Source organism: Neorhizobium sp. CSC1952 (assembly GCF_030378245.1).
Lineage (GTDB): Bacteria > Pseudomonadota > Alphaproteobacteria > Rhizobiales > Rhizobiaceae > Neorhizobium > Neorhizobium oryzae_A.
The window spans coordinates 514,579-533,669 of the sequence record NZ_CP128416.1 but is presented as its reverse complement, the minus strand read 5'-3'; the positions used below and the strand labels follow the sequence as shown (position 1 = coordinate 533,669).

Genomic DNA, 19,091 nt, shown 5'->3' with positions numbered 1-19,091 from the left:
GGACAACCGCTCCTGACAATACGCTGTCAGTTGGGCTCCTGTATAGCGCCGGATATCCGATTGAAAAACCATGGCTCCCCTCATCGGAGCCTGTTCTTGTAAAGCCGATAAACTGACATGACATACACGGAAAGCCTCTGGCTCTATTTCACGCTGCTCTTCGGCATCATCGTCGTGCCGGGCATGGACATGATCTTCGTGCTGGCGAATGCGCTGACACGCGGCCGTACCGCCGGGCTCGCCGCCACGGCCGGCATCATGCTGGGCGGCCTGGTGCATTCGATCTATGGCGCCCTCGGCGTGGGCCTGCTCGCCACCCTCATGCCGGTGCTCTTCAAGCCTCTGCTGATCGTCGGCGCGCTCTACATGGCCTGGATCGGCGTGAGCCTGATGAAAAGCTCGATCACCGTCGACCACGTCGGCCCGGCCGATACGCGGTCCAACTGGGAGGCGTTCCGGCGCGGCGCGGTCACCTGCCTCATCAATCCGAAAGCCTATCTCTTCATGCTCGCCGTCTATCCGCAGTTCCTCCGGCCGGATTTCGGGCCGCTTGGCCCCCAGGCGGCCGTCATGGCGGCGATGACGGCGGGAACGCAGTTCGCGATCTACGGCGGATTGGCGGTTGCCGCCGGACGGGCGCGAAACCTGCTGGTCGGCAACGGCACCGCGACCATCTGGGTCGGGCGCATCGCCGGCCTGCTCCTGCTTGCCGTTTCCGTGCTGACGCTCTGGGAAGGGATCAGGGCGTGAGCCGCGGCGCCGTCGCGGAGCTTGTCGGGCGCACCCGGCCGAGGTTCTGCTAGAGATTTGATTCGCCTGACGTTCTCACCTTTTTGTTACTTCATTGTCATCGGTCCGGAAGCCATTGTGCGGCGCATTATCGCGCCCGGATTCGATGTCGAAGAGGAGAATGTCTGCATGCGTCTGAAATCCCTGGTTTTCGCAGTCGCCGCCGGCTGTCTTGGTTTGTCTGTCGCCGTCGCTCAGGAAGAGCCCCAGGCGCTTCGCCAAAGCCAGATGAAGGCCGTCGGCGGCGCGATTGGTGCGCTCGGCGGCATCGCGAAGGGCCAGAAGCCTTACGAGGCGGCGGCGGTGACTGCCGCGCTGACCACGATCAGCACGACGATGAAGGCCTTCCCGAACCAGTTCCCGGAAGGTTCGCAGACCGGTTCGGAATCGGAAGCCGCTCCGGCCATCTGGCAGAACAAGACGGATTTCGAAGCCAAGGCGCAAAAGCTGGCCGCCGAAGCGGATAGCCTGCTTGCTGCCGTCCCTGTCGATGCGGCAGGCGTCGGTGCGGCGATGAGGGCGCTTGGCGGGACCTGCAGCGACTGTCACCAGACCTACCGCATGAAGAAATGACCCGTCGCGCGGGAGCGGCGAGCAATGCCGCTCCCGCGCCCTGGCTGATCCTCGGCATTAGAACCTTCAATATTATCACCGCCTTGTTACTTCCTCCGGCCGTGCACACATCGCATCGTGAACTGTCGTCAACAGCCCGGCCGTACCGGGCTCCATGGGAGGAACGTGCACATGCGGTTGAGGTCATACGTCATCGCGGCTGGCGCCGCCTGTCTCTGTCTGTCCGCGGCATTCGCGCAGGAGGGGCCGATCGCAGCCCGCCAGGCCTTGATGAAGGCGAACGGGCAGGCGGCCGGCGCGCTGGGCGCAATCGCCAAGGGCGAAAAACCCTACGACGCGGCGACGGTAAGATCGGCGCTGACGACGATCAGCACCGATATGAAAGCCTTTCCGGATCAATTCCCGGCGGGTTCGGACACGGGGAAAACCAAGGCCCTTCCGGCGATCTGGCAAAACCCGGATGGATTCCGCGCCTTGTCGGCCAAGCTGGCCTCGGAGGCCGAAGCTCTGGTCGCGACGCTGCCCGCGGACAGGGCCGGTGTCGGGGCTGCGCTGGGACGGCTGGGACCGATCTGTTCCGAATGTCACAAGACCTACCGGGCTCCCGCCAACTGACCGGCGGACCGGAAGCCGGCGGCCAGCCCGCCGCCGGCTTTTCATGAACACCTTTGAGGGAGAAGAGCATGGCGTCTCGATGGGCGAAAGTCTTGGGTGCCGGCGCGGTCATCGTCGCAATCGGCGCCGGGATAGCCTGGGCGCTGACGAAGCCCGATCCGCACCCGGAAAGCTATTGGGCCGGTCTCGGCGAGCCGGACCTCGCGAGCGGCGAGCAGCTCTTCTGGGCCGGCGGCTGCGCGAGCTGTCATGCCGCGGCGGGGGCGCAGGGCGATGCGCTGAAGGTGCTTTCCGGCGGCCGCGCGCTGCCGACCGCCTTCGGCACTTTCCACATTCCCAACATCTCGCCCGACGCGCAGGCCGGCATCGGCAACTGGACGCTGGCGGAATTCGGCAATGCCATGACCCGCGGCGTCGGGCCGGATGGCGAGCATCTTTATCCGTCCTTTCCCTACGGCTCCTATGCCCGGCTGTCGGCCGGGGATATCAACGATCTCTTTGGCTACCTGAAGACGCTGCCGGCGAGCAGCAACGTCGCGCCGCCGCACGAATTGCAGTTTCCCTACAGTATCCGGCTGGCGGTGGGCGGCTGGAAATACCTCTATTTCAACGACCGGCCGCGGGTTCAGCTCGCCTCCGCCGACGAGAAGGTCAGGCGCGGCCAGTTCCTGGTCGAAGGGCCGGGCCATTGCGGCGAATGCCACACGCCGCGCGACGCGCTCGGCGGCTTCCAGCCGGACCGCTGGCTTGCGGGCGGTCCGAACCCGGAAGGCCGGGGCAGCATTCCGAACATCACACCGGGCTCTGAGGACATGGGTTCCTGGAGCGAGGGCGATATCGTGAGCTATCTCGAAACGGGCTTCACGCCGGACTTCGACAGCGTCGGCGGCTCCATGGTCGAGGTGCAGCAGAACGTGGCGCATCTGCCGAAGAGCGACCTCGAAGCGATCGCCGCCTATCTGAAGGCCGTGCCTGCTCGGTAACTTACGTCCCTCACCAACAAAATCTACGACTTAGCTAAAGCTAAGATCGTGATTTTGTAACCTCTCCCACCAAGGGAGAGGTAGATTCTCAGCGGCGCGGTCTTTATCTCTCCCCTTGTGGGAGAGAAAGCGATTTCAACATCTTAGCTTTAGCTAAGTGTTAGAAATCGCAAGTGAGGGGCAAATGCACGCCGATATGAAACTTCCCCGAATATAAAGGCTATACCGCCCGTATCGAATTCGATGCCGAAGATGAAATCTTCGTCGGGCATATTGCGGACATTGTCGATGTGATCGGCTTTCACGCAGGCGATTTCGAAAGCCTTAAGACCACCTTTCGTGACGCGGTCAACGATTATCTCGCAGTCCTGGCCAAGGCCGCCGGATAGGCCTCGGCCGGTCTTGCCTCATACCAGCGCCTGCATGTAGCGCATGCCGGTGACCGGGCGCGGCTTGAAGTCCAGTTGTTCGTAGAAGCGATGGGCGGCGAAATTGCCGGTCGCGGCACTGACCGAAAGATAGTCGCAGCCGGCATTCTTCGCGACTTCGCGGGCGCGCGAGACCAGATGGTGGCCGATGCCGTGGCCGCGATGGCCGTCGCGCACGAAGAGATGGTGCAGGTCCATGCCCCGCGTGCCTTCCTGCGCCCTGTAGAGCGGCACGAGGATGGCGTAGCCGATCAGTTCCGAGCCCGTATCGGCGACGAGGGCGGTGATCCACGGCATGGGGCCGAAAAGGTCGCGTTCGAGCTTTTCGGGCGTGATGGCGGCGGGATCGTTGTGATGGGCGGCAAGCGCCGCGATCATCTCGTTGAGCTCGGGCAGGTCGCGCGATTTGGCGCTGCGGATCGTCACGACGGGCGGGCGCGGCAGCGAGATTTCGGTGTCTTCAATCGTGTCTGGGGTCATTTCCGGCATCCTCTTTCGGTCTTTTCGCCATCAGGTGCCGTCTGAAACAACAAAGCCGCCTGACGGCGGCTTGTTGACATGATGATCTGTCGAGCCGCCCCTTACAGGTAGGCCCAAAAATACGAGCAGGCGATGGTGGTGCGCATCTTGATCATGGCCGCTCAGATGCTCCCGTTCGCGAAGCTTGTCAAGCGCAATCATCCGAAGGCGAGCATGCGCCCCGCGAAGATGATCGCCACCCATAGCGTGAGCGAGGCGAGGCCGCAGATGGCTCCCGCGGCCCGCCGCGCGTTGCGGCCGTCGAGAAGGCGCAGCAGGATTGCATTGCCGCCCGCCACGAGAAGAAGCGCGAGCTTCAGCCGGAAGAACAGGCTTGCGAGATATTCCCGCGCCGCCGGCGCAAAGAGCAGCTTTCCCTGGTTTCGGCCGGTCTCGGGATCGGCCTGGCGCCGGTCCAGTCGCGAAGCATCGATATTTCCGGCACCGTCCGGCGCCGGATCGAACCCTATCCCGCATCGCTGACGCTCAGCCTCGCCGTGCTTTACGATCCGCGCAACCGCTCGCCGGCGCTGCGCAAGGCGATCGAGACGCTGAAGGCGGCAGCCCCGTCCGGCTAGAGGCTTCAGATCGCTGTGCGGCCACGTTCACCCGATTGTCAAATTCCGTCTTTGCCGGGCGGTGTTGATGGGGTAGATTACATCAGAGATTGCGGGACGGCGGATGGCGAAAGCGATACTGGTTCAAAGGACGCGCAGCTATCTCCGTGAAGGCGTGTTCGTTGAAATCGTCGTCTGGCATGTGCCGGCCCCGCTGCGCGGAAGCGCCCACGGCTTCAAGTACAGCATGACACTGGTGGCTGGAGGCGAATGCGTTCTGCGATACGACAACGAGGCCGGCAAGGGCGATCACAGGCATTTCGGCGTCGAGGAAGCGCCCTATGCTTTCAAGGGTATCGATGAATTGCTGGCGGATTTCGGCGCCGATGTGAGAGGATGGCTGCGTGACAACCCTTAAGGTGAAGATCGAGACGCTCGAACAGTCCCTGGCTTCGGTTTCGGAGACGGTCAAGGCGGCCGAGGCCGGCAATAAAAAACCGGCCCAGCATACCTTGTCCTTTCCGTCCTGGGAGCTGCTCCACCGTGTTCTGGCGCCCAAGCGGCTTGAAATCGTGCAGGTGATGACCGGCCAGGGGCCGCTGAGCGTCCGCGAAGTCGCCCGCCGTGTCGGCAGGGACTTCAAAGGCGTTCACAGCGACGTGGATATGTTGCTCGGCAGCGGCGTGATCGACAGGGCGGAGGGCGGCGGAGTGGTGTTTCCCTATGACCGTATTCACCTCGAATTCGACATCGAGGCTGCGGCCTGATCGAAGCAAACCTCAATCGCGGTGCAGTCACCTGCCGGCGCTGCCTTCAATGCTCGCTCTCGCACAGTCCGTGATCCGAAAGCGCGCGGATCACGTGGCAGTCCCCGATCGAGTGTCCGCCGTCGCATTGGGAGACGATGCGTTCGAGCTCGTGCTCCAGCCTCTTCAGCTTCTCGATCTTTTCGCGCACCGCGGCAAGGTGATCTGCGGCGATCCTGTCGGCATCGGCGCAGGGTTCTGTCGGATGTTCGCTCAGTGCGATCAGCTCGCGGATCGCCGGGATGTCGAGCCCGAGATCGCGCGCATGGCGGATGAAGGCGAGCCGTTCGAGATCGGTCTTCTCGTAGCGCCGCTGGTTGCCTTCGGAACGTTCCGCCGCCTCCAGAAGGCCCATCTGCTCGTAATAGCGGATGGTCGGCACCTTGACGCCGGTGCGTTTCGAAAGATCGCCGATCGACAGCATGGCTGAAAATCCCTCTTGAAGCTCTAGTGACTATAGAAATCATCTAGGTCTTCACCTGCGCCGGGACAAGCGGAGAGGTGACATGAGGGCGTATGCCGCTGCCGGCATCATGTCAGGTTCGGAGAATTTCCGAGAGATTGTATGCCTCCTCGCAATGAGACCGGCCGACGCTCCAGCCTACCGAGCCCATCCGAGGCTTCGCCGTAGCTTGCGGCAATTTGGCTATTGGCGGCCGGCGTCATCCAATATAGGGTATCCCCCTATACTATATGGAGCGGTCCATGGCTCACATCATTCGGGAGAAGGCGAAGCTTCTGGCGCGGGTGCGCCGGCTGAAGGGACAGATGGAAGCGGTCGAGCGGGCGCTCGAGGCCGAGGCGCCATGCGGCGAGGTGCTGCAACTGCTTGCCTCGATCCGCGGCGCACTTGCCGGACTCACCGGCGAGGTGATGCAGGATCACCTGCACGAGCACGTCCTGCATGCCGGAGACGAGAGGGAGCGCGCGCAGGCGGCCGAAGAGCTCGCCGAGGCGCTTCGAACCTATATCCGCTGAGCGGGTTTGATGAGGAAAAGGAGAAGTCCATGGCGCATTCCGTCGAGGACCTGAAGCACGACCATGTGTTCCTGGGCGCGGATCACGAGCGCAACGAGCGCAAGGTGTGGCTTGTCATCGCGTTGACGGCGGCCATGATGGTGGCGGAGATCGTCGCCGGCTCGCTCTTCGGCTCGATGGCGCTGACCGCCGACGGTTGGCACATGTCGACCCATGCGGGCGCGATGCTGATCGCGGCGCTCGCCTATCTCTATGCTCGCCGCCAGGCCCGCAATCCGCGTTACACGTTCGGCACCGGGAAGCTCGGGGATCTCGCCGGTTTCGCGAGCGCCATCGTGCTTGCGCTGATCGCGCTCTTGATCGCCTGGGAGAGCGTCGTGCGTCTTGCCGATCCGGTGGCGATCGATTTCGACCAGGCGATCTGGGTTGCCGTGCTCGGGCTGGCGGTCAACCTCGTGAGCGCCTGGCTGCTCAGGGACGAGGATCATCACCATGACGGGCATCACGGCGCCCATCATCACGGCGGACACCACGGACACCACGGCGGACACGGCCATGCCCATCGCGCCGAGGACCACAATCTGCGCGCCGCCTATCTGCACGTGCTCGCCGACGCGCTGACCTCCGTCCTGGCGATCGCGGCTCTTCTTCTCGGCCGCTCCTATGGCTGGGTCTGGCTCGATCCGATGATGGGCGTCGTCGGCGGACTGGTGATCGCCCGCTGGTCCTGGGGCCTGATCCGCGCCACCGCGACGGTGCTTCTCGACGCGCAGCCGGACGACGAGGCGTTGGCGCATGAAATCCGCCGCAAGGTGGAGACGGAAGAGGACCGCATTTCCGACCTGCATGTCTGGCAGGTGGGACCGGGCCATCATGCGGCGATCGTGGCATTGGTCACGCCGAAACCCAGGGCGCCGTCCTTCTACAAGGAAAAGCTCCGGGGCATCCGGGATCTGTCGCATGTCACGGTGGAGGTCACGCCGGCGGAGGCGGCGTAACGCCGGAAAAGGCTCAGGCGAATTCCTGGTAGATGCCTTCGACCCAATCCTGCGGAACGGAGGGCATCTGCGCAGCCGCGCTCTCCGGGCCTGCATCGCCGCTCTCCACCACCCAGAGGGCGTTCGCGAGCGCGGAAGAGAGCAGCGTGCTGCTGCCGGTCAGCGCATTGGGAGAACGCTCGAATGCCGGCGTTTCGAGCTGCGGCGCTTCTTCGGTTTTACGGCCCATATCGAGTGCCCGGTTGGGATAATGATAGCCGTTGAGGCCGCTATCGATCTTCATTGGCGGAACGCCCGTGTTCGGAATGGTTAACAAATGGTTAACGTCCGAACCTTGCGCGAGGCTTGCGGCGACTGTGCCGATTTGATTGCGGGGGCTTGACAGGAATGTGCAACCGATGCGTGCTTCGCTGCGGTTTCCTACAGGAACCTGTCGATGATCCGTGTCCTGAGCCGCCGGTTGTCCCGATACCATTCGTCTTCCGTATGGAAGACCGGTTCGGCCGGATCCCAGCCGCTCATGGTGAAATCGCTCTGACGGGAGAAGAAGTCGACGAAGGCGTCTTCGGTCTCCCATGCCGCGATGGCCGGCCCGGGGAAATGGCCGTCCTGGATATCGCAGAGGATCACGCCCCGCTCCGTGCGGATCAAGCCGTGGCCGCAGAAGTCGCGGTGGAATTCGTGGATGAGGCCTTTGCCGGTCTCTGCCGCCTGCAGCTTTCTCCAGAGCCGCCGCGCCCGCTGCGGGCCGAGCCGCTCGTGTGAAAGCATGTCGCGCAGCTCCGCGTGCCGGCGGTCCATCTCTTCCTCCGTCGCGTTTATGAGCGGGTAGGGCGGCCAGGCGGGCGGCTTGCTCTTCCGTTGCCTCCAAAGGGACCGGGAGATCGTGCCGACGGCATAGAGGATGATGGCGCAGCAGACGATCGGGATGATGATGCCCGCCATGGCTCCGATCCGCCTATTCCATCGCCCGCGCCAATTCGGCGAGCTTGCGAACCGTATTGAGGTTGCGGGACGTGGCCGTCCTGAGCGCCGGCAGTTTCAGCCTCGAGCGGCCCGAGCCGTTCGGATAGTGGACGTAGATCTCCCGCCCGGCGACGACCGCCTCCTCGCCGTCCGGTGCCGCCATCTTGTCGAGCGCATCGGCGGGTGCGGGTTCTGCGAGGAAGTTCACGAGCAGGAAATTCGGCTTGGCTTCGGGAAAGGGCGCATTCCCGGCGACCTGTTCCAGCTCCCCGGTCGTGCGCACCATGACGCCCGGCTTCCTGCCGAATTTTTTCTCCAGCGCGCCGTCGAGCTTTTCGGCGACGGCATCCTCCGGCTCATCGGACCGGAACAGCACGTTGCCGCTCTGGATATAGGTTCGGACGTCGTCGAAGCCGAGCCCCTCGCAGATGCTTTTGAGTTCGCTCATCTGAAGCGGGGTGCCGGCGACATTCACCGCCCGGAGCAGGGCAATGTAGACGGTCATCGGCTTTTCCTCCCCCTCTCGAATGTTATCGCCTCTCGCTTGCCGCAGGCGTCGTGCAACGTGTCACATCTTCCCCGCCACCTTGATGGCGAAGGCATATTCGAAGGCGATCTCTTCCAGCCGCTGGAAACGGCCGGACTTGCCGCCATGGCCGGCCGCCATGTTGGTCTTCAAGAGATAGGGACCCGCCTCCGGCGCCTTCTCCCGAAGCTTTGCCACCCATTTGGTCGGCTCCCAATAGGTGACGCGCGGATCGGTCAGGCCCGAGAGAGCAAGGATCGGCGGGTAGGGCTTTTCCGCGACATTGTCATAGGGCGAATAGGCCGCGATCCACTGGTATTCCTCGATGCTGTCGATCGGGTTGCCCCATTCCGGCCATTCCGGCGGGGTGAGCGGCAGCGTGTCGTCCAGCATCGTGTTGAGCACGTCGACGAAAGGCACGGCGGCGATGATGCCGGCGAATTTCTCCGGCGCCATGTTGGCGATGGCGCCCATCAGCATGCCGCCCGCCGATCCGCCTTCGGCGATGATGTTGGCGTAGGACGTGAACTTCTGTTGATTCAGATGGTCAGCCGCGGCGATGAAGTCCTTGAACGTATTGGCTTTGTGTTCCATCTTGCCGTTTTCGTACCAGGCGAAGCCCTTGTCCTTGCCGCCGCGGATATGGGCGATGGCGTAGACGAAACCGCGATCGGCGAGCGACAGGATGTTGGTGTTGAAGCCGGCGGGAATGGTGATGCCATAGGCGCCGTAGCCGTAGAGCAGGCAGGGCGCCGAACCGTCGAGGGGCGTATCCTTGCGGTAGAGGAGCGAGACCGGCACCAGCTCGCCGTCATGCGCCGGCGCCATCACCCGGCGGGTGACATAATCGTCCGGATTGTGACCGGACGGCACTTCCTGCGTCTTCAGGAGCACCCGCTCGCGGGTCACCATATTATAGTCGAAGAGCTGGGAGGGTGTCGTCATCGAGGAATAGGAGAAGCGGATCACGTCGGTGTCGTATTCCGCCGCTCCCTGCAGGCCGAGCGAATAGGCCTCTTCCGCAAAGGCGATCGCATGTTCCTCGCCGGTCTTGCGGTCGCGGACGATGACCTGCGGCAGGCCGTCCTTGCGCTGCAGCCAGACGAGATGGCGCTGATACGCCATGTGGGAAATGATCAGCCGGCCCGGCTCGTGCGGCACGACCTCCGTCCAGTTCTCCTTGCCCGGCGCATCAACCGGTGCCTGCATGATCTTGAAATCCTTGGCATCCCCATCATTGGTAAGGATGTAGAAGACGTCGCCGCCTTCCGTCATCGAATATTCGATGCCTTCCTCGCGCTCGGCGACCAGCATCGGCGCGGCCGTCAGGTCCCTGGTGGAGAGCAGCCGGTATTCCGAGGTCTCGTGATCGTGGATGTCGATATAGATGAAGTCGTCCAGCAGAGACCCGCCGACGCCCATGAAGAAGCCCGGATCCTCTTCCTCGTAGACCAGCCGGTCTTCCGATTGCGGCGTGCCGACGATGTGATGGAAGACCTTCGACGGGCGGTGGTTCTCGTCCTGCAACGTATAAAAGAAGCTCTTCCCGTCCGGCGCCCAGACGCCGCCGCCGGAGGTGTTTTCGAGTATGTCGGCAAGGTCCTCGCCGGTGGAAAGATCGCGGATGCGCAGCGTGAAATATTCCGAGCCCTTGTCGTCATAACCCCAGATGCCGAACAGATGGTCTTTGGTGTGGTCGATGCCGGAAAGGCGGAAATAGTCCTTATCCCTGGCTTCCTCGTCGCCGTTCAGCAGCACGTGCTTTTCGCCGCCGTCGCGCGGCGTGCGGAAATAGTGCGGCTGTTCGCCGCCGGTCACGTAGAGCGTGCCGTAGGCGAAGGGCCCGTCCTTCATCGGCACCGAACTGTCGTCTTCCTTGATGCGGCCGCGCATCTCGTCGAAGAGCGTCTTCTGCAGCGCCTTCGTGTCGCCCATGGCCGCTTCCATATAGGCGTTCTCGGCTTCGAGATGGGCGCGGATCTGGCTGTCGAGGATCGACGGGTCCTTGAACATCGCCTGCCAGTTGTCGGCCCTCAGCCAGGCGTAGTCGTCGGTGCGGGTGATGCCGTGGCGGGTGTCGGCCACCGGCTTCTTCGCGGCGACGGGAACTGCGGGGAGACCGGCGAAAGGCGATTTCGGGGAGGTGGCCAAGGAAGCACTCCGGATTTCATGAGAGGAGTGCCAGAGATAGGCGGCGCTTGACGAAGAGGCAAGCGGGGAAGGGGAAGGAGGATTATTTCTTCCGCGGCTTCTGGTTCGGCAGCACGCCGTCGCGCCAACTCTGCCAGTAGACCACACCGGCAGCCATCGCTACGCCAATGATCGGTATCAGAACGAGGATGATTTTCTCGGTCATTTGCTCAGTCCTCTTAGCATCCAACCCGCCATCAAATGTAATGCGATGCCGAGCAGAAAACAACCCAACGGCGAGCCTGCAAGCCAGAGAATATCGACCTGCGCGTTCATGTCGCCATAAATCACGCGCACGATTGGAGTGAATACACCAATTAGCATCACGCCGATTCCGATATTGTTGAGAAACGTCGCGCGAAGTTTGATCTGCTCTTTCTTCGCATCCGAGAGCGGCTGAATTTCGTCTTCCATGATGCGTTTATCCCGCCGCCGTCCATCGCGAAGGCTGAGGAATGTCCCGCCCCATGTCATGGGCTGCCTCGATCCAGCTTGCGATCGCGTCCTCAACGTTCGAAATGGCCTCCTGAGGCGTTTCTCCGTCGCTCACGCAGCCGGGCAGGTCCGGTACGGTCGCGAGGAAACCACCGCCATCCTCGGTCGGAAGCGGAGAGACGAGAACAGAATATCGCAATGGACTCATGACGAAGCCCTCACTGCATCGATGAACTGTACAAGCCTGCGGATTGGCTCGCATCCGTTCGAGACGCTTGCTCACCCAAAGCCCCCTCAACACCACCCCGATCACAACATCCTATTTCGCGCTCTGGTAGGTGGTCAATCGTCCGACCATCTCCTAGTTTCCGCGCCGTCCTGAGTCATCTTGGATGGAAATGACATGAAGAAAACGCTGTCGCTGGTGGCTTTCGCCCTGCTTTCCGCTTCGACCGCTCACGCGCTCGACGCCCGCATCGTCAGGCAGTTGGATGCGCTCGCCCCGAATGAACGACGGGAGCAGCGCTGCGACATCGAGGCGATGGACCGTATCCGCAAGGAGGGGGATTTCCGGCCCGACAAGGTGATCGCCTATACCTTCGCCGATCCGATCGAGAGCGGCAATTCCATCCGCGCGCCGGGCGCCGTCTTCCGCAGCCGCGGCGACTGGTACCGCCTCAAGTACAAGTGCGAGACGGGCGACAAGGGTTTGAAGATCATGTCCTTCGACTACAAGATCGGCTCGAAGGTCCCGCGCGCCGAATGGGAGCAGTATTACCTCTACGACTGAGTGCGTCTCAGCCCGGCAGGTGCGGCGTCGCCTTCTCGGGGAAGAGTTCGGCAAGCACGGTCATCATGATGAGCGAGAGCGGCAGCGCCAGCATGGCGCCGACCGCGCCCCACATCCATGTCCAGAACAGGATGGCCAGGAAGACGATGAACGGGTTGATCTCCCATTGCCGTCCCATGATCGCCGGGAAGATCAGGTTCTCCATCACGAGATGCAGGCCGAAGAAGATCACCGCCGGAATGAGCCCGATGATCAGCGCGTCGTGGGTCAGGATGCCGGCGATCGCCACCGAGATCGTCATCAGCGTGATGCCGAGGAAGGGGATGAAGCTCGAGAGAAAGGCGAACAGGCCCCAGAGCACCGGCATGGCCAGCCCGCCGAAATAGGCGATCAGCGTCATGCTGACGCCGAGCCCCAGATAGAGCACGCTTGCGGTGGCGAAATAGTAGCCGAGCACCTGGTCTATCGCGTTGAGCACCCGGATCGCCACGAGCCGCTGCCGCCGCGTCGGGAAGGCGAGGATGATGGTGCGCCGGAGCCTCAGCCGCCCGTAGAGGAAGAGCAGCAGCGCCGCGAAGAAGATCAGGCCCTGGACGATCGCCGGCGTCAGGTTGGCCGTGACGACGCCGAGGATGTTGCTGGAATTTTCGATCAGCGACTGCATCGACATCGGCCCGGTCTCGAATGTGGCGGGCGAGATGTGCAGCCATTGCTGGCTTTCGAGGAAGGGCACGATACGGCTGACCGTCCGCTCGATGAAGCTCGGCCCCTCGCGCACCAGCGTCGCGACCGGCTGGGCGAGGGAGTTGATGAGCAGGAAGAGGACGGCGAAGACCAGCGTCGAAAGGACAAGCGCGATGCCGAAGCGCGGCACGCCCGCCTGGCCGAGCCTGTCTGCCACCAGGCCGAGGATCAGCCCGACCACGACGGCCAGCGTCACCGGGATCAGGATCAGCGACATGTAATGGAGGATGGCGAAGAAGGCGATCGCGAAAATGCCGATCACCGCCCAGGCCATGGCGACGTCCAGCGCCTCGCGGCCGAGCGGGTGATGTTCGCTGAGGTCGAGGTCCTCGGCGTTGAGCGCCGCATCCTTGCGCGCCGCTCCCGCGATCTCGACTGGATGTTTCTTCGGTCTGCCGATGCCGCGCGCGCTGATGATGGCCATGGTTGTCCCCGCAAGTCCCCCGCTACGAGCATTAGAACGCGAAGAGCGGCGTTCCGGTTCCGGAGCGCCGCTCTTGCGGGGGACGATGGTTGAGATCAAGCGGCGAGCGTCAGGCCGATGCCCCAGGGGTCCTTCAGCGAAAATCCCTCGGCGGTCTTCGTGGCGGCGATCTCCTGCGCCTCGAGGGCGGCGAGCGCCTTGTCGAGCGCTGCCTTGTCGTTGAAGCGCAGGGTATAGTCCGAAAGCCCGGTCATGTTCTCTTCGCGGGTCCCGGCGCCGCGGCTGTTCCAGATATTGGCGGCGATATGGTGGTGGTAGCCGCCGGTCGCGAAGAAGCTCGCGCCCGGATAGCGGGCCATGACCTTCAGCCCGAGCACGTCGCGGTAGAAGGCGTCGGCCTGCGGGACGTCGCCCACCTGGAGGTGGATATGGCCGATGGCCGTGCCGTCCGCCATGCCGTTCCAGCTCTCTTTCGGCGCGCTGTCGTAAAGCGCCTGCAGGTTCAGCCTTTCGGTCGCCATGGCGACGGTGCCGTCCGGATGATAGGTCCATTCCTCGGGCTTGCGGTCGCGATAGATCTCGATGCCGTTGCCTTCCGGGTCGGAAAGGTAGAGCGCCTCGCTGACGAGATGGTCGGACGCGCCGTCGAGCCGGACATCGTTTTCCGCGGCATGCGCCAGCCAGCGGGCGAGCTCCCGCCGGTCGGGTACCAGGAAGGCGGTATGGAACAGCCCGGCGGCATTGCGCGGCGCCCGGGCGACGTTGTTGCCGGTCGTCAGCGTCAGGAGAGGCTGGCCTTCGACGCCCAGCACTTCGCCGCTCGCGTTCTTTTCGAGAACCTTGAGGCCGATGATCTTCCGGTAGAAATCGGAAACGAGGCCGAGATCGCCGACGACGAGATGGGCGCCGCGCACATGGGCCGGCCGGGTCAGCGCAAAGGGTTGGGCACTATAGGACATGGTGAAATCCTCGTTGGACGGGCGCTTCGAAGCGCCGCTTCCAGACCTATATGGTCGCTTCCCATCGTTCACGATAGAGCACAAAATGGCGATTGATCGTCTCCAAATTGGAAACGGAAGAGGTTTCGCGGGAAGGTTAAATCCGGAAACCGAATTTGAATCCGGGCACTCTTGCCTTCCGCTTCCGCCGAACGCATTCTGGATGCGCAGGTGAAAGAGGGTGGATGAGCGAGCTTTTCAATTTCGGCCGCAATTACGATTTTCACGAGATCGTCGTCGATGGCATCGTCAACGGTATCGGTATCGTCTTCGCGCTCGTCGGCGCCACCGCGCTGATCTTCTATGCCACCGCCTGGGCGAGTCACGGGGAGATCGCCGCCGCCTGGATTTACGGGCTTGGCCTGGTGCTCTGCCTGTCGATCTCGTTCACCTACAATATCTGGCCGAATTCCCGCACCAAGTGGATCTTGAGAAGGCTCGACCACTCGGCGATCTTCATCCTGATCGCCGCGACCTATACGCCCTTCCTGCAGCGGGGCGCCGGGGACCCGTGGATTTTCGCCATGCTGATGGCGATCTGGACGACGGCCCTCGTCGGGATCGCGCTGAAATGCGCCTTTCCCGGCCGTTACGACAAGCTGGCGATCCTGCTCTATCTGGCCATGGGCTGGAGCGGCGTCATGGTCATGGGTCCCGTCTCGCAATATCTGCCGCCGGTCACGGTCTGGCTCATCCTCATCGGCGGGCTCATCTATTCGCTCGGCGTCGTCTTCCATGTCTGGGAAAAGCTGCGCTTCCAGAACGCCATCTGGCATGGTTTCGTGGTGGCCGCGGCCGCCGTGCATTACGGTGCTGTCATGACCTGTTTCAGCCTCTCGGGCAGTCTCTGATCGCTGGGGAAGCAATGCCGCCCGGGCTTTCACGCCGGCTTTCCGTCTGCTAAAGTGGACAAACGTATATCATAATGGACGAATGCAATGAGCGAGCCCCTGGTGCGCGACGCGACCGAAGCCGATCTCCCGGCGATCATGGAGATCTATAACGACGCGGTCGCCAACACGACGGCGATCTGGAACGAGGTCCTGGTCGATCTCGACAACCGGAGAGACTGGTTTTCGGCCCGCAGGGCCCGCGGCTTCCCGGTTCTCGTGGCCGAGGTCGGCGGCGGCGTGGCCGGCTACGCCTCCTATGGCGATTGGCGCGCCTTCGACGGCTACCGCCATACGGTGGAGCATTCGGTCTACGTCCATCGCGAGTTCCGCGGCGGCGGCCTCGGCCGTCTGATGATGCAGGAGCTGATCGCCCGGGCCGCTTCGAACGGTGTGCATGTGATGATCGCCGCGATCGAATCCGAAAACGCCGCCTCCATCCACCTGCACGAGAAGCTCGGCTTCCGTTTTGCCGGAAAATTCTCCGAGGTCGGCACCAAGTTCGGCCGCTGGCTCGACTTGACCTGCATGGAGCTCAAGGTCTCGGGCTGAGCGGCGAGGGCATCCCCTTCTCCCCAGCGGGGAGAAGGTGGCGGCAGCCGGATGAGGGGGCGCAGCCAAACTCCGGCGATGCCTTTGCCGCGTGTGCACCCCCTCATCGCCTCGCTTTGCTCGGCACTTCTCCCCGCTGGGGAGAAGAGGGAGCAAGCGGATTTGCCTATAGCAAGCCCCCACACCCGATCTGCGGAAAAGCCTCACCCGCCCATCGCCATCCTCCCCGCCGCCATCCTCTCGGCCTCGTCTTCGAGGTCGAGCGTGATTACCGTATTGTCGCGGATGCCGCGTTTCAGCGCCTCCTTCCGGTCCGGCTCCACGGTGATCCCGCCCGTTTCGAAGAGCCTCTGCAGCCGGCTGCGGGAAAGCCCGAGCTCCGCCGCCAGCAGCCGGTCGAGCCGCGGACCGGCGGGGAAGGGCAGGGCGAGCGCGATGCCGATCCGCTTCCAGTCCCCGGCGGCGCAAAGCACCCGCTTGCGCACCTCGAACTCCTCGCTTTCGGCTATGCGGCCCGCCTTCGCCCGCAGCGCTTCGGCATCGAATTCGAGGCGGGCCACGGCCTCGGGCGTGCTTGCCTGCATGGCCTCCAGCACGGCGGGATTGAGCGAGCGGACGCTCTGCCGCTCGAAGACCGGCCGGTTCCAGGTGCCGTCGCACACGATGCATTTGTAGATGAGCCAGGCGTCCAGCCGTTTGCCGCTGGCATTGAGGCGGATGCGCCCGCTGGAGCGGAACGCCCTCTGGCTGCCGCAGCCGGCGCAGGAAAGGATCGCCTGGGGTGGAAATTTGGGTATTACAGTCCATTCGACGCGTAGGATATCGCACATGCCGTTTTGATCTTCCGGTCGGGAAGTTCATGCGGGAAACGGCACTTGAAGAAGCCCTTGGCGGGGCGCGGCGTGGCGAAGGTCCGGACTTGAAGAAAGCGGGCGTCGGATGTCTCGGGGCGACTTGAAAGAGCAGCCTCGGCAGAACAATGCCAAACCGGTCTCAAGCCGCCACCCCGATGAACAAGTTTCCGCAAGGCGCGGCTGTTCGGCCTGCCCGTGCGGGGGTGAACCTGTCGAGACCGGGGATTACTTAGGCAAAGTGGACCTCAAAAGCCGACGCTCTTCGGTTGCAATGGATATCAAATCGCATCGGGAAATCAACCCGCCGGGCATCGCCCTCCGGCGCGCCCGCCTATATTAAGGGACGACCACCCGAACAGCGAGGACAGGACCATGGATATCAAACGCAGCGGTTCCCGGCCGTCCGCCAGGCCGGAGCAGTATTTTACCGGCACCGTCCGGCTCGACCCGATCGTCGAGGCGCCGGAACCGGCGCGCGTGCGGGCGCTAGCCGTCACCTTCGAGCCCGGCGCCCGCACCGACTGGCACACCCATCCGCTCGGCCAGACGCTGATCGTCACGGCCGGTTCCGGCCTCGCGCAGGTCTGGGGCGAGCCGATCCGGGCGATCCGCCCCGGCGACGTCGTCTGGTTCCCGCCGGGGGAAAAGCACTGGCACGGCGCTTCGGCCACCACCGCCATGACCCATATCGCCATCCAGGAAGCACTGAACGGCAGCACGGCGGAGTGGTTCGGGCCGGTCACCGACCTGCAATATTCTGCCGGAACCGCCGAGGATTGAGCGATGCCGGCGGGCAGGTCCCGCGTCATTGAACGGAAACGCCCGGCAGGCCAAGATAGGCCATGATTCCGAAACCAAGGACGAGGAGCGATCCATGCCCGCCGTGACCCGCATCGCAAACCAGCATCTGACCGTCGAGGTCTCCCCGCTCGGCGCGGAAATGCAGGCGCTCACGACCGCCGATGGGCGCTCCTTCCTCTGGAACGGCGACGCCGCCTTCTGGACCGGCCGCTCGCCGGTCCTCTTTCCGATGGTCGGCAAGGCGCCGGAAAACCGCATCACCATCGAGGGCAAATCCTACGAGATGGCCCAGCACGGCTTTGCCCGGAGGACAGAGTTTTCGCTCGCCGTCTCGACGGGAACCCTGTGCCGCTACGAGCTTGCCGCCTCGGATGCGACGCGGGCGGTCTATCCCTTCGAATTCCTGCTGGCGGTGGAGCACGCGCTTGAGGGCCGCAGGCTGACGGTTTCGGCGGAGGTCGAAAACCGCGACACGCGGCCGATGCCCTTCGGCCTCGGCTTCCATCCCGCTTTCGTCTGGCCGCTGCCGGGGGCGGCGGGCCGCCCCCACACCGTGACCCTCGACAACGGGGCGGAACCGGCGCTCGTCCGTCTCGAAAGCGGACTGGTGAAACGGGAAAAGCTGCCGTCGCCCTTCAAATCGGGCCGTTTGACGCTCGACCGCGCGATGTTCGAGGCGGATGCCATGATCTTTCCCGAAGGGGCGGGGGAGGGCCTCACCTACGCCGCGGACGGCGGGCCGGCGCTGAAATTCTCCTTCGAGAACCTGCCGAACCTGGCGCTCTGGCAAAAGCCCGGCGCGCCCTTCATCTGCATCGAGCCCTGGCACGGCACGGCGGCCGAACTCGGCGGCTCCGACGACCTGGCGAACCGCCCCTACGGCGTGACGCTGCCGCCGGGAGAGACGGCGCGGTTTGCGTTTACGGTGGAGGTGGGCGGCTGAGCGGTTTTGCAAGGGCGCGGCGAACGCCAGATGATCTCCCCCTTGTGGGGGAGATGTCACCGAAGGTGACAGAGGGGGTAATGCCGGTGCGGCAAAGCAGAGGCCGGTGAGGTGCCAAAAGCGGCACCCCCCCTCTGCCCTGCCGGGCATCTCCCCCTCAAGGGGGGGATCGGCTGGGCGCACTGTCTTCCCGCATGCGCCTCTTTTACCCCAGCGGCTCGAACGTCATCGCATGGCCGTTGATGCAGTAGCGCAGGCCCGTCGGCGGCGGGCCGTCGGGGAAGACGTGGCCGAGATGGCCGCCGCAATTGGCGCAACGCACTTCCGTGCGGATCATGCCGTGCGAGGTATCGCGGTGTTCGCTCACCGCGCCGGGCTTCGCCGGTTCGAAATAGCTCGGCCAGCCGCAGCCGGAATCGAATTTGGTGTCGGAGATGAAGAGCTCCTCGCCGCAGCCGGCGCAGCGGTAGAGGCCCTTTTCCTTGCTGTTCCAGAAGGGGCCGGTGAAGGCGCGTTCGGTGCCGGCCTGGCGCAGGATCCGGTATTGCTCCGGCGAAAGCTGCTCGCGCCATTCCACATCGCTCTTGCGTATTTTCGGGGCGGTGACATCGGACATCGTGAAGCTTCCTTTCGTTTTCCCTTAGATAGGCGCGCCGCCGCGGAAGGAAAAGGCGCGTTTCTGTGTGTTTTTCCCGGTTTTGCTTGAGGCGGGGAAATCTTTCCCATAGAAAA

At 63.6% G+C, this 19,091-nt stretch carries 27 protein-coding genes; 13 read left to right on the top strand and 14 right to left on the bottom strand.

Annotated elements, in window-relative coordinates; all coding sequences use genetic code 11:
* Positions 1-117 precede the first annotated feature (117 nt).
* The 4 genes from QTA58_RS02845 to QTA58_RS02830 all read left to right on the top strand — a co-directional run bounded on the left by QTA58_RS02845 (position 118) and on the right by QTA58_RS02830 (position 2,960).
* Positions 118-750 (top strand): LysE family translocator, encoded by a 633-nt coding sequence (locus QTA58_RS02845; protein WP_289671646.1) that lies wholly within the window; start codon positions 118-120, stop codon positions 748-750.
* 168 nt (positions 751-918) lie between these two features.
* On the top strand, positions 919-1,362 hold the full coding sequence (locus QTA58_RS02840; protein ID WP_289671645.1) for a cytochrome c: 444 nt from the start codon (positions 919-921) through the stop codon (positions 1,360-1,362).
* Between the two features lie 171 nt (positions 1,363-1,533).
* The gene (locus QTA58_RS02835) at positions 1,534-1,977 is read left to right on the top strand and encodes a cytochrome c (protein WP_085422695.1); all 444 of its coding nucleotides are present in this window, start codon (positions 1,534-1,536) and stop codon (positions 1,975-1,977) included.
* Positions 1,978-2,045: 68 nt separating this feature from the next.
* Entirely contained in the window at positions 2,046-2,960 is a 915-nt protein-coding gene (locus QTA58_RS02830; protein ID WP_289671644.1) for a cytochrome c, read from the top strand.
* A 407-nt stretch (positions 2,961-3,367) separates the two neighbouring features.
* Here the strand turns inward: QTA58_RS02830 and QTA58_RS02825 are convergent, their stop codons facing one another.
* Positions 3,368-3,868, bottom strand: a complete 501-nt coding sequence (locus tag QTA58_RS02825) for a GNAT family N-acetyltransferase (RefSeq protein ID WP_289671643.1) — start codon at positions 3,866-3,868, stop codon at positions 3,368-3,370.
* A 197-nt stretch (positions 3,869-4,065) separates the two neighbouring features.
* Positions 4,066-4,206 (bottom strand): hypothetical protein, encoded by a 141-nt coding sequence (locus QTA58_RS02820; protein ID WP_289671642.1) that lies wholly within the window; start codon positions 4,204-4,206, stop codon positions 4,066-4,068.
* A 382-nt stretch (positions 4,207-4,588) separates the two neighbouring features.
* Here QTA58_RS02820 and QTA58_RS02815 point away from each other — a divergent pair, with 382 nt between their 5' ends.
* Positions 4,589-4,882: a DUF6516 family protein gene (locus QTA58_RS02815; protein WP_289671641.1), complete on the top strand. Its 294-nt coding sequence runs from the start codon at positions 4,589-4,591 to the stop codon at positions 4,880-4,882.
* Positions 4,869-5,231: a transcriptional regulator gene (locus QTA58_RS02810; RefSeq protein WP_289671640.1), complete on the top strand. Its 363-nt coding sequence runs from the start codon at positions 4,869-4,871 to the stop codon at positions 5,229-5,231. Before QTA58_RS02815 ends, QTA58_RS02810 begins: the two co-directional genes overlap by 14 nt.
* A gap of 46 nt (positions 5,232-5,277) precedes the next feature.
* Here QTA58_RS02810 and QTA58_RS02805 read toward each other — a convergent pair whose 3' ends face one another.
* The gene (locus QTA58_RS02805; RefSeq protein ID WP_289671639.1) at positions 5,278-5,694 is read right to left on the bottom strand and encodes a helix-turn-helix domain-containing protein; all 417 of its coding nucleotides are present in this window, start codon (positions 5,692-5,694) and stop codon (positions 5,278-5,280) included.
* Between the two features lie 281 nt (positions 5,695-5,975).
* Between QTA58_RS02805 and dmeR the strand changes: the two genes are divergently transcribed.
* Both dmeR and dmeF read left to right on the top strand, forming a co-directional pair.
* Positions 5,976-6,248, top strand: a complete 273-nt coding sequence (gene dmeR, locus QTA58_RS02800) for a Ni(II)/Co(II)-sensing transcriptional repressor DmeR (protein ID WP_085422703.1) — start codon at positions 5,976-5,978, stop codon at positions 6,246-6,248.
* A 29-nt stretch (positions 6,249-6,277) separates the two neighbouring features.
* Positions 6,278-7,246 carry a CDF family Co(II)/Ni(II) efflux transporter DmeF gene (gene dmeF, locus QTA58_RS02795; protein WP_289671638.1) on the top strand — a complete coding sequence of 323 codons (969 nt, stop codon included), beginning with the start codon at positions 6,278-6,280 and terminating at the stop codon, positions 7,244-7,246.
* 13 nt (positions 7,247-7,259) lie between these two features.
* On the opposite strand, the gene QTA58_RS02790 is transcribed toward dmeF, so the two are convergent.
* From QTA58_RS02790 to QTA58_RS02760, 7 genes are all read right to left on the bottom strand, one after another.
* Positions 7,260-7,529, bottom strand: coding sequence for a hypothetical protein (locus QTA58_RS02790; protein WP_289671637.1), 270 nt, complete (start codon positions 7,527-7,529; stop codon positions 7,260-7,262).
* 137 nt (positions 7,530-7,666) lie between these two features.
* On the bottom strand, positions 7,667-8,191 hold the full coding sequence (locus tag QTA58_RS02785) for a hypothetical protein (RefSeq protein WP_289671636.1): 525 nt from the start codon (positions 8,189-8,191) through the stop codon (positions 7,667-7,669).
* A gap of 13 nt (positions 8,192-8,204) precedes the next feature.
* A complete protein-coding gene (locus QTA58_RS02780) occupies positions 8,205-8,717 on the bottom strand; it encodes a DUF1697 domain-containing protein (RefSeq protein ID WP_289671635.1) in 513 nt (170 codons plus the stop codon).
* Positions 8,718-8,780: 63 nt separating this feature from the next.
* Complete coding sequence (locus QTA58_RS02775; RefSeq protein WP_289671634.1) at positions 8,781-10,889, bottom strand: S9 family peptidase; 2,109 nt, start codon at positions 10,887-10,889, stop codon at positions 8,781-8,783.
* 82 nt (positions 10,890-10,971) lie between these two features.
* On the bottom strand, positions 10,972-11,094 hold the full coding sequence (locus tag QTA58_RS02770; protein ID WP_289671633.1) for a hypothetical protein: 123 nt from the start codon (positions 11,092-11,094) through the stop codon (positions 10,972-10,974).
* Positions 11,091-11,342, bottom strand: a complete 252-nt coding sequence (locus QTA58_RS02765) for a hypothetical protein (RefSeq protein ID WP_289671632.1) — start codon at positions 11,340-11,342, stop codon at positions 11,091-11,093. Before QTA58_RS02765 ends, QTA58_RS02770 begins: the two co-directional genes overlap by 4 nt.
* 7 nt (positions 11,343-11,349) lie before the next feature.
* Positions 11,350-11,571 carry a type II toxin-antitoxin system HicB family antitoxin gene (locus QTA58_RS02760; RefSeq protein WP_289671631.1) on the bottom strand — a complete coding sequence of 74 codons (222 nt, stop codon included), beginning with the start codon at positions 11,569-11,571 and terminating at the stop codon, positions 11,350-11,352.
* 195 nt (positions 11,572-11,766) lie between these two features.
* Here QTA58_RS02760 and QTA58_RS02755 point away from each other — a divergent pair, with 195 nt between their 5' ends.
* A complete protein-coding gene (locus QTA58_RS02755) occupies positions 11,767-12,153 on the top strand; it encodes a DUF930 domain-containing protein (RefSeq protein ID WP_085422709.1) in 387 nt (128 codons plus the stop codon).
* 7 nt (positions 12,154-12,160) lie between these two features.
* Here QTA58_RS02755 and QTA58_RS02750 read toward each other — a convergent pair whose 3' ends face one another.
* Together QTA58_RS02750 and QTA58_RS02745 are read right to left on the bottom strand one after the other, a co-directional pair.
* Positions 12,161-13,321, bottom strand: a complete 1,161-nt coding sequence (locus QTA58_RS02750; RefSeq protein ID WP_289671630.1) for an AI-2E family transporter — start codon at positions 13,319-13,321, stop codon at positions 12,161-12,163.
* A gap of 95 nt (positions 13,322-13,416) precedes the next feature.
* A complete protein-coding gene (locus tag QTA58_RS02745; RefSeq protein ID WP_289671629.1) occupies positions 13,417-14,280 on the bottom strand; it encodes a VOC family protein in 864 nt (287 codons plus the stop codon).
* A 224-nt stretch (positions 14,281-14,504) separates the two neighbouring features.
* Between QTA58_RS02745 and QTA58_RS02740 the strand changes: the two genes are divergently transcribed.
* Together QTA58_RS02740 and QTA58_RS02735 are read left to right on the top strand one after the other, a co-directional pair.
* Positions 14,505-15,170, top strand: a complete 666-nt coding sequence (locus QTA58_RS02740) for a hemolysin III family protein (RefSeq protein ID WP_289671628.1) — start codon at positions 14,505-14,507, stop codon at positions 15,168-15,170.
* Between the two features lie 87 nt (positions 15,171-15,257).
* Positions 15,258-15,761, top strand: a complete 504-nt coding sequence (locus QTA58_RS02735) for a GNAT family N-acetyltransferase (RefSeq protein ID WP_289671627.1) — start codon at positions 15,258-15,260, stop codon at positions 15,759-15,761.
* Positions 15,762-15,964: 203 nt separating this feature from the next.
* On the opposite strand, the gene QTA58_RS02730 is transcribed toward QTA58_RS02735, so the two are convergent.
* On the bottom strand, positions 15,965-16,591 hold the full coding sequence (locus QTA58_RS02730) for a DUF1062 domain-containing protein (RefSeq protein WP_289671626.1): 627 nt from the start codon (positions 16,589-16,591) through the stop codon (positions 15,965-15,967).
* A 396-nt stretch (positions 16,592-16,987) separates the two neighbouring features.
* Between QTA58_RS02730 and QTA58_RS02725 the strand changes: the two genes are divergently transcribed.
* Together QTA58_RS02725 and QTA58_RS02720 are read left to right on the top strand one after the other, a co-directional pair.
* Positions 16,988-17,395 (top strand): cupin domain-containing protein, encoded by a 408-nt coding sequence (locus QTA58_RS02725; protein ID WP_085422718.1) that lies wholly within the window; start codon positions 16,988-16,990, stop codon positions 17,393-17,395.
* 94 nt (positions 17,396-17,489) lie between these two features.
* Positions 17,490-18,359, top strand: coding sequence for an aldose 1-epimerase family protein (locus tag QTA58_RS02720; RefSeq protein ID WP_289671625.1), 870 nt, complete (start codon positions 17,490-17,492; stop codon positions 18,357-18,359).
* A gap of 205 nt (positions 18,360-18,564) precedes the next feature.
* Here QTA58_RS02720 and msrB read toward each other — a convergent pair whose 3' ends face one another.
* Complete coding sequence (gene msrB, locus QTA58_RS02715; protein ID WP_289671624.1) at positions 18,565-18,975, bottom strand: peptide-methionine (R)-S-oxide reductase MsrB; 411 nt, start codon at positions 18,973-18,975, stop codon at positions 18,565-18,567.
* Positions 18,976-19,091: the final 116 nt, after the last annotated feature.